The sequence below is a fragment of the Bhargavaea cecembensis genome (assembly GCF_000826125.2).
Taxonomy (GTDB): domain Bacteria; phylum Bacillota; class Bacilli; order Bacillales_A; family Planococcaceae; genus Bhargavaea; species Bhargavaea cecembensis_B.
In genome coordinates this window covers 1442814-1455946 of sequence record NZ_LN651373.1, presented here as the reverse complement: position 1 = coordinate 1455946, position 13133 = coordinate 1442814, and the positions used below count along the sequence as shown (strand labels likewise).

Genomic DNA, 13133 nt, shown 5'->3' with positions numbered 1-13133 from the left:
ATTTAAACGGCGATCGGCGCCTTGATCTTCGGATGGGGGTAGTATCCCTCCACCTTGATATCTCCGGTTTCCAGCTCGAAAATGCTTTTGCCTTCCGCCCCGATCACGAGTTCGGGCAGCCGGCGGGGTTCCCTCGTCAGCTGTTCCCTCACCTGGTCGAAGTGATTGGAATAAATATGCGCATCCCCGAGCGTATGGATGAATTCTCCGGGCCGGAGCCCCGTTTCCCTGGCGATCAGATGCGTCAGGAGGGCGTAGGACGCAATATTGAACGGCACGCCGAGAAACACGTCCGCACTCCGCTGATACAGCTGGCAGCTCAACTTGCCGTCCGCCACGTAAAACTGGAACAGCGTGTGGCACGGCGGCAGCGCCATGTCATCGACTTCCGCCGGATTCCAGGCGGAAACGAGATGGCGCCTGGAGTCGGGATTGTTCCGGATCGACTCGATCACGTTGCGGATCTGGTCGATCGTCCCTCCTTTGCCGTCCGGCCAGGAACGCCACTGACGTCCGTAAACAGGGCCAAGCTCGCCGTATTTTGCGGCGAACGCTTCATCGGCGAGGATGCGTCCGCGGAATTTCTCCATCTCGGCGTCCAGCTCGTTTTTGAACTCCGGATCGGCAGCCGCCCGCCTTCCGAAGTCTGTCATGTCCGGGCCGTCATATTCCGGGCTGGCCGCCCACTTTTCAAATGCCCATTCATCCCAGATCCGATTATTTTCCGCCATGAGCGCACGCACATTCGTGTCTCCCCGAAGAAACCAGAGAAGCTCCGAGACGATAAGCCGGAAAGCGGTTTTCTTCGTGGTCAGAAGCGGGAACCCGTCTTCCAGATTGAATCGCATCTGATGTCCGAAGAGGCTCCTCGTCCCTGTCCCCGTCCGGTCGCTCTTGTCCGTCCCGGTCTCCATAATATTCTTGCACAATTGCAAATACTGTTCCATGCCGTCGGCCTCCGTTCCGGGCGGGAGGCTGGCCGCTCCATCCCCCGCCGGCTTTACTCTATAGATTCATTTCCGGCCGATTGCCCGCCGGGATTTCTTTCATTCTAACATAGAGCCGGGGACCTTTCCCCACACAGCTTCCGCGCATTTGTGACCGGCCGGGGGAATCGTTCGATTCGTCCGCAGTCAGGAAAAGCGCCAAGGAAATCAAAAAAGCCCGGGAATCCATGAGAGGATTCCCGGACTGCATTGTCATGACAGCCATTTCGGCGGTGTGTTTTTTGACCAGTAGATGTCTCCAAGCGCAATGTGGCGGCTGAAGCCGTCTTCCGCCGTGTGATAATGGAAGTTGAAAAAGTAGCCGTCCTGCGGGCGCTTGTCCGTCCGCACGTGGAAGCGGATGACGTCCTTCCCGGTCGCTGTGTCAAAGATATGGAAGATCTTTTCGCTGTAGCCGCCGGCCGGCCGCTCCGTGATCGCAAGTTCGCGGACGGCATCCGGACCGAGCGAGACGAGCGTCATGTCGATCGCTTCTTCGATCTTCGGCAGAATCACCTCTTCAAATTCATCCGAGATGACCGGGCCGATCCGGCTGCCGAACTTTTCGAATGCCTGATCTTTGGCGGCAAGTTTGGCGATGTCAGGGAACGCGGGTTCCTCGGGAAGGGCTTCGGGCTCATGCAGGACTTCCGCATGGACTTCCCCGCCGGATATTTCGCGGTGCCCTTTATCATCGAGGAGCGAATCCCACATCTCGTGGCTCGGCGGGATGAAGCCGAGCGTCAGGAGCGCCACACCGACCATTAACGATTTCTGGATCCATTTTTTCATCTTAAATCACCCGTCCAGTCAGATTCGTGTCAATTCCGGGAAGAGATAAGTAAGAGGTTTCTTTATTCCTGCGTTCATTGTACAATAGTTCATGTGTAAATGAAATCATCATAAAGTCCCTTCGTTTTCTTAAAAGGAGGTAATAAAGATGGACGCAAGCACTTGGATCGGAATCGGCTTCCTCGCACTTCTCGCATACCTGAGCTACTTTAACTTTACGCACTGATATCGTCGTCGCGGAGCGGTAGACCTCCGGACGGCTGACCCCTTGGACCCCAATGGTTCAGGGGGTTATTTTATTTCTGTATTTCTATTTTAGCGGCGAGTGACGCAAGTCAAACCGCGGATATGAAAAACCGCCGGCATGCCACAAGCCGGCGGTTTCCTTTTCAGCAGTCGAGTATTCCGTAATGAAACTTCGTGTTCGGGCGCTCAATCCGCATAAATCCATGCCGGTCAAAAAGCGCCGACTTGAAATGGGCCTTCAGGACGACCCGGCGCCGCGCGACACGGCGAGCTTCCTCGAACAGCCGGTCATCCGGTATTCCGTGGACGCCGGCGGAACGGAGCGGCGCGAAGGCGGCCGATTCTTCAATCGCTTCCTCGAACATCGGGTCGAGGTAGACGATGTCGAAGCTGTTGTCGGGGCAGCGGGCGATCCATTCCCCCGCCTCTACCCGGCGGACGTCGATCCGCCTCATCGCTTCGAGCACGTCCTGAGGAGAATCCGTGTACGTTTCAAGTCCGTGCGAGACGATATAGGCGACGACCGGATCGGCCTCGCATCCGGTCACCCGGCCTCCGGGACCGACGATGAACGAAGCGACCGTCGAGTCCGTTGCGAGGCCGAGCGTGCAGTCGAGGAAGGAATCTCCGGCACGGAGTCCGCAAGCTTCGGCCATGGCGTCGTTCCCCCCGTCCCTGATACGCTTGATCCGGATTGCGGCAAGCCCAGGGTGGAAGAACAGCGGCTGCACGTCGGGATCGGTGTGGTATTCATACCGTTCCTTGCCCGCAACGACGACCGGCCGGCCGAACTCTTTCATGAGCTTTCGGACCGACCGCTTTTTCCTCGGGACAAAATCGCTGCCCAGTTCTCCGGCCACCTGTCCGGCGAGCTCCACGCTCCGTTCGTCGGGATGCTGGCCGGTTGTGACGATCGGCCGGTTCACCCGATCATCTGTCGGAGCGCGCCGGCCAGGTGTTCCTGGACCTGTTCCAGGTCATGGTCCTCGATCTGCTCGCGCGGGATGAAGTATTTGAGTTCACTGCCGTCGAGGATAGCAATCGACGGCGAACTCGGCTGCACCCCTTCAAAATAGCTCCGCATCTTTTCGGTCGCTTCCCGGTCCTGTCCCGCGAACACCGTTACGAGGTGGTCCGGCTTTTTTTCGAGTTCTTCGATCGCCCCGACAACCGCCGGACGTGCCAATCCTGCCGCGCATCCGCATACCGAGTTGACGACGACGAGCGACACGCCTTCCGCGGAATTCATGAAGCTTTCCACTTCATCGTCCGTCGTGAGTTCCGTGAACCCGTTGCCGGTGAGCTCCCGGCGCATCGGTTCTGCCACCTGTTTCATGTACGCTTCATATGCTTCCATCTGTCATTCCCCTTTCCCCGCTGATCTCAGTTCGGTCATCTGCTTCCAGATCGACCCTTTCGCCTCTTCCCCGCCCTCGATGCGGGCAACGGCCATCTTCGCCTGCAGCTTCACTTCAAATTCCGGATCGTTCTCCGCTTCATGAAGTGCCGGCAGCGATTTTTCGGTCCCGGATTCGTACAAATACATGGCGCCGCGCCAGCGGACGATCTTGCTTTTGTCGGACAACGCCCGGATGGCCAGATCCTCAAATTCAGAAAATCCGAGGTCACTCATCGCATCGGCGGCCGTGCGTCGGACCGGCGCGCTTTTGTCCTCCATCGCTTTTCCGATATAAGGAACGACGGCCGGGTCCTCGATCATGCCGAGATAAACGACGGCGAGCCGGCGGACGGACATTTTCTCATCGGCCAGCGCTTCCATCAGAAGCGGAACGTCTTCCATCGTCGGGTCCGGCATCTGGTCGAGCATCCGGAACCGCTCTTCCCAGCCGTCCGCCGATCTATACTCCTCAAGGGTCACTTTCTGCCTGCCGAGGACCGGGGCTTCCTTCGTCTCGCTTCCCGAGCGGACGATCGCATCAAGCCGCTCCTGCGGATAAGCCGCCTCGATCTCTTTCACGACTTCTTCCCCGATTTCTTTCTTGTCGCCGTAGCGGACGCCGTAATCGGCCCACTTGCGCTGGAGAATGTAGTTTTCTTCATCATCGTTCATGACGGCGTTCATCGCATCGATGAACCGCTTGCCAAGGCCGAAACGGTCTTCGCCGTGGTCGTCAAACACTTTTACCTGAAGCGGAATGCCCTTGAATTCCTGGACGTGCACGTACACTTCGCCGAAATGCTCGTCCGCTTCTGAAGATTCGCGGTCCCCCGTCTCTTCTTCCCCGAACACCCCGCGGACCGAGGCCAGGATCGGCTCCCAGTCAAAGCGGCCGTTGCGTTCGATCGCGATGAAGTCCATCACATGATAGATGCCTTTGATGCCTTCGATTTCAAACAGCTGCCGGATAAAGTCCGGCGCGCCGTCCAGCTCTTCTTTTTTATAGTTGTACGCCTTCCCGAACGGGAGTTCCTGGTCGAGTACGATCTTCATCGAGTTCGGACTCGGCGTCGGTTCGATCAACTTGATTTTCATTTGAAACCCCTCCTCTTTACAGTCAAGATCCGCCGGCAAGGTCTTCGAGTTCGGACCAGCGTTCGATGAGCGATTCATACCGGCTGTTCAGCTCGTCCAGCCTTGTTGAGATGTCGCTCACTTTGCCGTAGTCGGAACCGGCGCCGGCCAGCTCTTCCTCGGTTTCGATGATCGCCTGTTCCACCTCTTCGATCTTGCCGCCGATCTCTTCCCATTCCTTTTTCTCGCCGAGCGTCATTTTTTTCTTTTTCGGCTTGTCCGGCTGAGTGGCCTCCGCTCCCTGCCGGACGTTCTTTTGCGCAGCTGCCGGCTTGTCGAGCGACGCCTTTTCCAGATAATCGGAATAAATTCCGATTTCCTGCCGGATCATCCCCGAGCCGTCCAGCACCCACAACTTCCTCGACGTACGGTCGAGGAAAAACCGGTCGTGGGAAATCGTGATGACCACGCCCGGGAACGTATCGATGAACGACTCCAGCACGGACAGCGTCTCCAGGTCCAAATCATTCGTCGGCTCATCCAGCAGGAGCACGTTCGGCTGTTCAATCAAGAGCCGGAGCAGGTACAGCCGCTTCCGCTCGCCGCCGGACAATTTTCCGATGAGCGTTCCGTGGACGTTCGACGGGAACAGGAACTGCTCGAGCATCTGGACGGCCGAATAGCGGGTCCCGTCCTGCCGGCTGATATCATTCGACGCTTCGGTCACGTATTCGATGATGCGCTGGCTTTCGTCCATTTCGGGCAGATGCTGGGTGAAATGCGCAGTCCGGACGGTCTCCCCCCGGCTGATCTCCCCGCTGTCGGGAAGCAGTTTCCCGGCGAGCAGGTTCATGAGCGTCGACTTCCCCGCCCCGTTCGGCCCGATGACCGCAACCCGGTCGCCGCCCTGCAGAAGGAAGGAGAAATCATCGATCACCGCCCGGTCCCCGAACTGCTTCGTCACCCGTTCTCCTTCAAGCACTTTCTTGCCGAGACGGCTTGTCAGGAGCGACAGGTCAAGCGGGTCTTGATCATGCTCTTTCTTCACTTTTTCCGAAAGCTCCTCGAACCGGCCGATCCTCGCCTTCTGCTTCGTGGAACGGGCCTTGGCGCCCCTCTGGATCCACTTCAGCTCGCTGCGGTACCGGTTGCGGTCCTTTTCCTGCGTGGCCGCCGCCTGTTCCATCCGGAGCGCCTTCGCCTCCAGAAAATCGGAATACGTGCCCCGGTGGCTGTACAGCGTGCGGTCCGCCAGTTCGTAGATGTTCGTCGCCACCGCATCGAGGAAATAGCGGTCGTGGGTGATGAACAGGAGACTGCTGCCGAGCTGGCGGAGATAGTCCTGCAGCCACTCGATGGAGTCCACGTCCAGATGGTTCGTCGGCTCATCGAGCAGCAGCAAGTCCGCCGGCTCAAGCAGCACATGCGCAAGCGCGGCGCGTTTGCGCTGGCCGCCCGACAAGGTGTCCGCCTGTGCATCCGGATCCTGAAGTCCGAGTTTGGAAAGGATCATCTTCGCCCTCGCGTTCAGATCCCAGCCTCCTTCCGCATCCATCCTCGCCTGCAGAGCGGCGAACCGGTCCTGCGCGGCTTCAGATCCCGGAAAAGCGGCGAGTTCCTTCAGCGCGGCTTCGTATTCACGATTCAGCCGGATCAGCGGCGAATCCCCCGCAAACACCGTCTGCAAGACCGACAGGCCCGGCTCCAGCTGGGGATCCTGCGGCAGATGGACGATCCGGTAATCATTCGGATGGTCAAACGTCCCCTCGTCCGCATACAGCTCTCCCGAAATGATCGACAGAAGCGTCGATTTCCCGGTTCCATTCACCCCGATCAGGCCGATCCGGTCACCGGCCGTAATCGTGAAACTGATATTGTTGAACAACGTCTTGTCCCCGACCGTCTTCGTCAGGTTCGATACGATGAGTTGGCTCATGTTCCCACTTCCATTCCGATAAGTCACAACTCCATCATACAAGAAACCGGACGCCCCGACCATCCGGCTGATTGGACCGTGCGGGCGGAAGCGCCGGAGTGGAAATAAAAACCTGGACGACTCAGGCCCGGATGCGGACGATTCAGGTCCATGGTCTGGTCCCTGTCAAGTTTACAGTTGATTCTGTCCGATAAAGATTCAGGCAGCCAACACACTTCCGACCTCGGCAGGAGGCACGCCGTGCTTGAGCTGGAGGCGTTCGTGGTTATAAAAGTAGATATATTCCTCGATGGCAATCCGAAGCTCCTCAAGAGACCGAGGGTCGCCAAAGCAGGCAATCTCAGTTTTGAAGTGACTGAAAAAGCTCTCGATGCATGCATTATCCCAACAGTTGCCGCGCCGTGACATGGACGGTGTCAGGTTCATCGACTGAAGGCGTTTCTGGTATCTCAGGCTCATAAACTGGCTGCCCTGGTCGCTGTGGATAATGGCCTTCTTCCGGTTCCCTTTCACCTTCTCCAGCATCTCGAGCGCTTCCAGGACCAGGCCGGTGTCCTGGTTCGGCCCGTAGGCGAATGCTACGATCGAGTCGTCGTACAGGTCCTTAATGGCGCACAGATAGGTCCAGTGTTCCGTAGGAACGAAAGCGCGCACGTATGTGATATCCACCGAGAATTTCTTCATCGGCTTCGTGGCTTTAAAGTTACGCTTCAAGAGGTTCTGCGCCACCTTCCCCTCTGTACCGCCGTGACGGTACCCTTTGCGGCGAATCCGACATTTGAGCCCATATCGGCGCATGATTCTGGAGATTCGCTTGATATTGACGGTGAGCCCGAACTCTCTCTGGAGCGCCAGCTTGATCCGGCGTCGCCCATAGGTTCCCCGGGACTTGGCGAACACCTTGGAGATATAGTGAAACATCTGCTCATCCTTGAGATCCTGGGCAGAGTGATCCTGCCGCTTCTTCCACTTGGCATAACCCTGCCGGGAGACATCCGACGCCTCCGCGAGGAGGGAGACCGAAAAGGTGTCCTTATTCAGGTCGATGAACAGGAAACTATCTTGTTTGCTTAACACCCCCTTTTCAGATCCAAGAGCTTTTTTAAGAGGAGGATCTCCGCCTTCTGCAGTTCAATCAGAGCATCCTTCTCATCCGACGGTTTCCGGCCATTCTTGCCCCTGGCGTCATGCAAAGCCTCGAAGCCATCCATCTCCACTTTTTCGACCCAGCGTCGGATCGTCCGATCCGAGACATTGTACGAAAGAGCCAACTCCTCAGTGGAAGAGCCTTCAAAAAATTCCTCCACTGCTTTCACTTTTATATCGTAATCCCGCTTCTGGTTCATTTTTCGGCACCCCTTTTCGTTACTCCTAGTGTGACAGAATCAAGGTGTAAACTCTAAGGGGACCATATCACGAGATACGGACGACTCGGGGCCAAATGCGGACGACTCGCCCCGCATCCGCCTCACCTCACTCCAACATATATTTCTGAAACTTCTCCTTTTCCCGGGACGTAATTGATACAATGTAGAAAAACAGGCATCACTCTTAAAGGGGGATCGGGATTTGAAACTCCGGCTGACGACCGAAGAAAAAAGCTGGGCCATGTATGACTGGGCGAATTCCGCCTATTCCATCATCATCACGACTGCCGTGTTTCCGCTGTTCTACAAGGCGGCGGCCACGGATGCCGGTATCAGCGGCTCCGACTCGACGGCCTATCTCGGCTATACCATCTCCATCTTCACGTTCATCCTGGCGATGCTCGGACCGATACTCGGCACGATCGCCGATTATAAAGGAATGAAGAAGAAGTTCTTTACATTCTTCTTCGTCCTGGGGACCGGCGCGACCGCAGCGCTGGCGTTCGTGCCGGCTGACAATTGGCTCTTGCTGCTCATCATTTATACGTTCGCGGCACTCGGATCGACCGGGGCGAACGTGTTCTACGATTCATTCCTGACGGACGTTTCGACGTCGGAGCGGATGAACCGGGTGTCGGCGTTCGGCTACGGGATCGGCTATATCGGGAGTTGCATCCCGTTCATCATCGCCATCGCGATCATCATGCTCGCGCAGTTTGAACTGATTCCGCTGTCGATGACGAATGCCAGCCGGGCCGCATTTCTGATCACGGCGATCTGGTGGATCCTCTTCTCGATTCCGATGTTCCGCCATGTGAAGCAGCGCTTTTTCATCGAACCTGAACCGCAGCCGATCGCCCGCTCGTTCCGCAGGCTGGCCGGAACGTTCCGGGAGATCCGGAAATACCGCGGCCTGTTCCTGTTTTTGCTCGCCTACTTTTTTTACATCGACGGCGTCGGCACGATCATCTCGATGTCGACGGCGTACGGATCGGATCTCGGCATCGGATCGACGGACCTGCTGCTGATCCTGTTCATGACCCAGGTGATCGCGGCGCCGTTTTCCTTCCTGTACGGCCGTCTTGCCGACCGGTTCGGCACAAAGCGCATGCTGTATGTCGGGATTGCGGTTTATACATTCGTCTGTTTTTACGCCTACACGATGGACAGCGTGACGGACTTCTGGGTCCTCGCGATGCTCGTCGGCACTTCCCAGGGCGGAATCCAGGCGCTCAGCCGCTCGTACTTCGGCCGGCTCGTCCCGAAAGAGAACTCCAACGAATTCTTCGGCTTCTACAACATTTTCGGGAAGTTTGCGTCGATCATGGGGCCGCTTCTCGTCGGCGTCACCGCGCAGATGACCGGCAACACGAACGCCGGCGTCTTCAGCCTCGTCATCCTGTTTATCATCGGCGGGATTGTTCTCTACTTCGTGCCGGATCCGGCACGGTATGAACCCGTTCCTGAAACCTGAACATATAACGAATAAACCGCCGGGCACGGATGCCGGCGGTTTGCTTTGTTTATCCCTTTCTCCGGAAAATCCGGAGTCCCATAAATGCGGACGCCGGCTTGCCGTCTTCGCCAAACATGAATTCGACTGGCTTGCTCGTCCGTTCATTGACAAGCGTTGACGGTCCGCTTGCCCGGAGCTCGTCCGTCTTTCCGCCGGCGCTCATCACAGGACGCCCCCCGTCCAGCCGGATCTCGAATCCTTCCGGGTCCTCGTCATTGACGTACACACCGTTAAATCTCCCGAACTCATCCTCCGCCATGTCGTACTCCGGTTCCCGGAACGGGTCGTCTTCAGGATCCCGGCCGAGTCCGATGTTCAGGATTCCGTGCAGAATCCGATCGGCACGCGCCTCGGAGCGGTTGGTCAAAACCACTGCGGCCATTCGTTTTTCCGGAATGAAACCGATCGCCGATGAGACACCCGGCTGGCTTCCGCCGTGATGGACGAAGAGAAGTCCATGGAAATCCCGCGAAACCGTCAGGCCGTATCCGTAGGAGGAAAACCGGCCTGCCCGCTGCACGTCCGACCACATCTCGGACACGTCCAGCCGGACCTTCAGCACCCGCTCCCGGTATTCATCATCGATATAAAGCCGTGCATATTTCATAAGATCACGAACCGTCGACCGGATGCCTCCTCCGACCGCATAATTTCCGAGGGAAGGCCACTCGACGGGACGGAGTTCGCCGCCGGTCTCCGCATATTGGACGGCGACGTTTTCCTGCGTGCCCTGCGGCGGCGGATCAAAGGATGTCCTCGTCATTCCGGCAGGCCGGATGATCCGCTCCGTGATGAACGACTGGTAATCCGTGCCCGACACCTGGCCGATGATCGCACCGAGAAGGAGAAACGCATCGTTGCTGTAGCTGAGCCGTTCACCGGGACGTCCCAACGGTTCGAAAACCGCCGACTGAAGATAATCAACATGCGCCTCGAACCCGACGATCGATTCCCGGCGCTCAAGCGGCGGCAGGCCGGTCGTGTGCGAGAGCAAGTGGCGGATCTCCGAATCGCGGATCGCCGCCACTTGCTCCAGCTCCGGAAGATGACGGACGACCGGATCATGGACGGACAGTTCCCCTTCCGCCTGCAGGATCATGATCGCCAGTGCGGTGAACGTCTTCGTCAGCGACGCCGTTCCAAATACCGTCTCGGGCCGGACAGGTGCGTCCTTGCCGATTTCAATCACACCGGATCCCTCTTCAAAGAGTTCACCATTTTTGAAAACGGCAGCGGCCATGCCGGGGATGTTCTGTGCATTTCTTTCCTTTTCGATAAAGTCGATGATTCTCTTTTCTTCCATCCTTCTTCTCCCCCTCTTTAAGAACCTGTTTCGATGCGGCGCTGGCGGACTCCTTTTATTTGCCAAAGGAAAGACACGGTTTCTCGGCGGCTTCGAAGGGTACGATATACAGAAGAAGAGTCTTCAGAAAGTGTAGGGATGCCCATGCGTGGACCGTTTGAAATTGCCAAAACCGACTTCGTGAACATTGCAAAGAACTGGGTTGCCGCCATCCTGGTCGGCGGCCTCATTTTCCTTCCGTCTCTTTATGCGTGGTTCAATATTTACGCGTCCTGGGACCCGTACGGGCGGACGGACCAGCTTCCGGTCGCGGTCGTGAACGAGGACTTGGGTGCGGATGTGCGGGATGAGCACATCGACGTCGGCCACGAACTCGTCGAATCATTAAAAGAAAACGACAGCATCGACTGGAAGTTTACAGGACGTGACGATGCGATGGAGCGGGTGGAAAGCGGCGAGTACTTCGCCGCCATCGTCGTTCCGGAAAACTTTTCCGAAAGGCTGGCCACCGTCGTGACCGACAAGCCGGAAAAGGCCGAAATGGAGTACTACGTCAATGAAAAAATCAACTCCATCGCGCCGAAGATTACGGAAAAGGGCGCTACGACCGTCGTCCAGACGCTGAGCAGCGAATTTACATCGACCGTCAACAATGTCATCTTCGACATGTTCAATCAGATCGGGCTGGAGATCGAGCAAGATCTTCCGGACATCGAAAAGTTCGAGCAGTACGTGTTCACCGCCGAAAAGGAACTGCCGGGTGTGCACGACCTCCTGGAATCGGCTTACAACGACGCGGAAAATGCAGATTCGCTCATCAGCCAGGCACAGGGAGCGATGCCCGAAGCCAAGCGGCTGACGACAGAAGGCCTCGGCACGATCAACCGGACACTCGGCTATCTGGACTCGGCGCAGAAACAGCTCGGCGCCATCGCCCCCCAGATTGATAAAGACCTGGAGACGGCCTCCCGGGTGTCCGGCGAAGTGAATGACATGCTTAAAAAAATCCAGAATGCAGACCTTGATACTTCCCGGCTCGACGAAGCGAAAAAGCAGCTGGATGACCGGATGACCGGCGCCATCCAGTCCGTCGATGACATCCAGGCCAACCTGGAAAAGCTGAAAGAACTGGCGAACGCCGCTCCGGATCCCATCTCGCCGGACAACATTCCGGTTCCCGATATTCCGGTCAAGCCCGGTCCGGACGAAGGCCAAGGTGAAACCGGCGGAGATGAAGGGAATCAGCCGGAGCGGCCGGTCGCACCGGACATCCAGCTGCCGGACATTAAGCCGGATCTCACGCTTCCCGACCGCCGGGAACGCATCCAGCACGCCATAGACGCGACCGGTCAGCTGAAAGGCGTGCTGCAGGAAGCGCAGACGAATGCGCGGGCGGTCAACGATACGGCGACAGGCTATGTAGAGCAGGCAAAAGGATGGGTGGACGAGCTGCAGGGCATTGCACAGAACGTCTCCGTCAGCATTGACAGCTATTCAAAGATGTACCATGACACGATCAAACCGACCATTGATAAAGAAATCGCGGGCGCTGAAAAAACGCTGACGGACGCCAGGGACCTCCTAACGGGCATCCAGGACAAACTCCCGGAAGCGGAACGGGTCCTGAGCAGCACGGCAGGCGACCTGACAAAAGGGAAAACAGTGATCAGCGACGTGCTCAACCAGTATCCGTATGTATATTCCAAGATCACGGAGCTTGCCGACCGGATCCGCAAACTGCAGGGTGAAACGGATGTCAATGACATCATCGATCTTCTGCTGAACGACCCGACCGCTGAAAAGGGCTTTTTCGAAGAACCGATCGTGCTCCATGAAAACAAGATGTTCCCGATCGAAAACTACGGAACCGGAATGACGCCGTTCTATACGGTCCTCTCGCTCTGGGTCGGCTGTCTGTTGCTCATCTCCCTTCTTTCGACTGACGTTCACCGGGAAGCGGTCTATCATCCGAGAACCGTCTACTTCGGACGGCTCATCACATTCGCGGTGTTTGCCCTCCTGCAGGCGCTGATCGTCACGGCGGGAGACTTGCTGATCCTCGGTGTCAAAGTAGCGGTGCCGCTTGGCTTCATCCTGTCCGGCCTGTTCATCAGCCTCGTCTTCATCTCTATCGTGTACACCCTCGTCTCCGTATTCGGGGACGTCGGGAAAGCGATGGCGATCGTCATGCTCGTCCTGCAGATTGCGGGATCCGGCGGGACCTACCCCGTCGTCCTGCTCCCGGACTTCTTCCAGAAGCTGAGTCCGTTCCTGCCGTTCACTTATGCAATCGACCTGATGAGGGAAATGACGGGCGGCGTCGTGAAAGCCAATGTCACGACGGACATCCCCGTCCTGCTCGGAATCGCAATCGCCTTCATTCTGTTCGGGACGTTCTTCAAGGCAAGGCTCACGAACAGCATGAACAAACTGCTGAAAAAATCGAGGGAGTCCGGATTGTTCCACTGATTCAGCGCGGCATCAAGAATTGAATAAAGCAGGCACGGAGCCGAG

Annotated in this window: 11 protein-coding genes; 2 read left to right on the top strand and 9 right to left on the bottom strand. The window is 57.2% G+C overall.

The features are described 5' to 3' along the window. Positions 1-2: 2 nt before the first annotated feature. From BN1189_RS12625 to BN1189_RS12590, 8 genes are all read right to left on the bottom strand, one after another. Complete coding sequence (locus BN1189_RS12625) at positions 3-947, bottom strand: thymidylate synthase (protein WP_040228562.1); 945 nt, start codon at positions 945-947, stop codon at positions 3-5. Between the two features lie 252 nt (positions 948-1199). Next, complete coding sequence (locus BN1189_RS12620; protein WP_040228561.1) at positions 1200-1778, bottom strand: YpjP family protein; 579 nt, start codon at positions 1776-1778, stop codon at positions 1200-1202. Between the two features lie 389 nt (positions 1779-2167). After that, positions 2168-2950 carry a class I SAM-dependent methyltransferase gene (locus tag BN1189_RS12615; protein WP_040228560.1) on the bottom strand — a complete coding sequence of 261 codons (783 nt, stop codon included), beginning with the start codon at positions 2948-2950 and terminating at the stop codon, positions 2168-2170. After that, on the bottom strand, positions 2947-3381 hold the full coding sequence (locus BN1189_RS12610; protein ID WP_040228559.1) for a BrxA/BrxB family bacilliredoxin: 435 nt from the start codon (positions 3379-3381) through the stop codon (positions 2947-2949). Before BN1189_RS12610 ends, BN1189_RS12615 begins: the two co-directional genes overlap by 4 nt. A gap of 3 nt (positions 3382-3384) precedes the next feature. Then, positions 3385-4518 carry a conserved virulence factor C family protein gene (locus BN1189_RS12605; protein ID WP_040228558.1) on the bottom strand — a complete coding sequence of 378 codons (1134 nt, stop codon included), beginning with the start codon at positions 4516-4518 and terminating at the stop codon, positions 3385-3387. Between the two features lie 22 nt (positions 4519-4540). Continuing rightward, complete coding sequence (locus BN1189_RS12600) at positions 4541-6433, bottom strand: ABC-F family ATP-binding cassette domain-containing protein (protein WP_040228557.1); 1893 nt, start codon at positions 6431-6433, stop codon at positions 4541-4543. Positions 6434-6631: 198 nt separating this feature from the next. Further along, positions 6632-7510 (bottom strand): IS3 family transposase, encoded by an 879-nt coding sequence (locus BN1189_RS12595; RefSeq protein ID WP_052455554.1) that lies wholly within the window; start codon positions 7508-7510, stop codon positions 6632-6634. Further along, positions 7504-7779: a helix-turn-helix domain-containing protein gene (locus BN1189_RS12590; RefSeq protein ID WP_040224721.1), complete on the bottom strand. Its 276-nt coding sequence runs from the start codon at positions 7777-7779 to the stop codon at positions 7504-7506. The genes BN1189_RS12595 and BN1189_RS12590 overlap by 7 nt, the downstream gene beginning before the upstream one ends. Positions 7780-8041: 262 nt before the next feature. On the opposite strand from BN1189_RS12590, the gene BN1189_RS12585 reads away from it, so the two are divergent. Next, positions 8042-9274 (top strand): MFS transporter, encoded by a 1233-nt coding sequence (locus BN1189_RS12585; protein WP_052455864.1) that lies wholly within the window; start codon positions 8042-8044, stop codon positions 9272-9274. A gap of 49 nt (positions 9275-9323) precedes the next feature. On the opposite strand, the gene BN1189_RS12580 is transcribed toward BN1189_RS12585, so the two are convergent. Further along, positions 9324-10619 (bottom strand): serine hydrolase domain-containing protein, encoded by a 1296-nt coding sequence (locus BN1189_RS12580; protein WP_040228555.1) that lies wholly within the window; start codon positions 10617-10619, stop codon positions 9324-9326. Positions 10620-10757: 138 nt separating this feature from the next. On the opposite strand from BN1189_RS12580, the gene BN1189_RS12575 reads away from it, so the two are divergent. Beyond that, positions 10758-13088: a YhgE/Pip domain-containing protein gene (locus tag BN1189_RS12575; RefSeq protein WP_257125421.1), complete on the top strand. Its 2331-nt coding sequence runs from the start codon at positions 10758-10760 to the stop codon at positions 13086-13088. Positions 13089-13133 lie beyond the last annotated feature (45 nt).

Excerpts from the sequence above, each read along its gene's own strand:
- BN1189_RS12625 (WP_040228562.1), bottom strand. The coding sequence starts at position 947 with ATGGAACAGTATTTGCAATTGTGCAAGAATATTATGGAGACCGGGACG.
- BN1189_RS12620 (WP_040228561.1), bottom strand. The coding sequence starts at position 1,778 with ATGAAAAAATGGATCCAGAAATCGTTAATGGTCGGTGTGGCGCTCCTG.
- BN1189_RS12610 (WP_040228559.1), bottom strand. The coding sequence starts at position 3,381 with ATGGAAGCATATGAAGCGTACATGAAACAGGTGGCAGAACCGATGCGC.
- BN1189_RS12605 (WP_040228558.1), bottom strand. The coding sequence starts at position 4,518 with ATGAAAATCAAGTTGATCGAACCGACGCCGAGTCCGAACTCGATGAAG.
- BN1189_RS12600 (WP_040228557.1), bottom strand. The coding sequence starts at position 6,433 with ATGAGCCAACTCATCGTATCGAACCTGACGAAGACGGTCGGGGACAAG.
- BN1189_RS12590 (WP_040224721.1), bottom strand. The coding sequence starts at position 7,779 with ATGAACCAGAAGCGGGATTACGATATAAAAGTGAAAGCAGTGGAGGAA.
- BN1189_RS12585 (WP_052455864.1), top strand. The coding sequence starts at position 8,042 with ATGTATGACTGGGCGAATTCCGCCTATTCCATCATCATCACGACTGCC.
- BN1189_RS12580 (WP_040228555.1), bottom strand. The coding sequence starts at position 10,619 with ATGGAAGAAAAGAGAATCATCGACTTTATCGAAAAGGAAAGAAATGCA.
- BN1189_RS12575 (WP_257125421.1), top strand. The coding sequence starts at position 10,758 with ATGCCCATGCGTGGACCGTTTGAAATTGCCAAAACCGACTTCGTGAAC.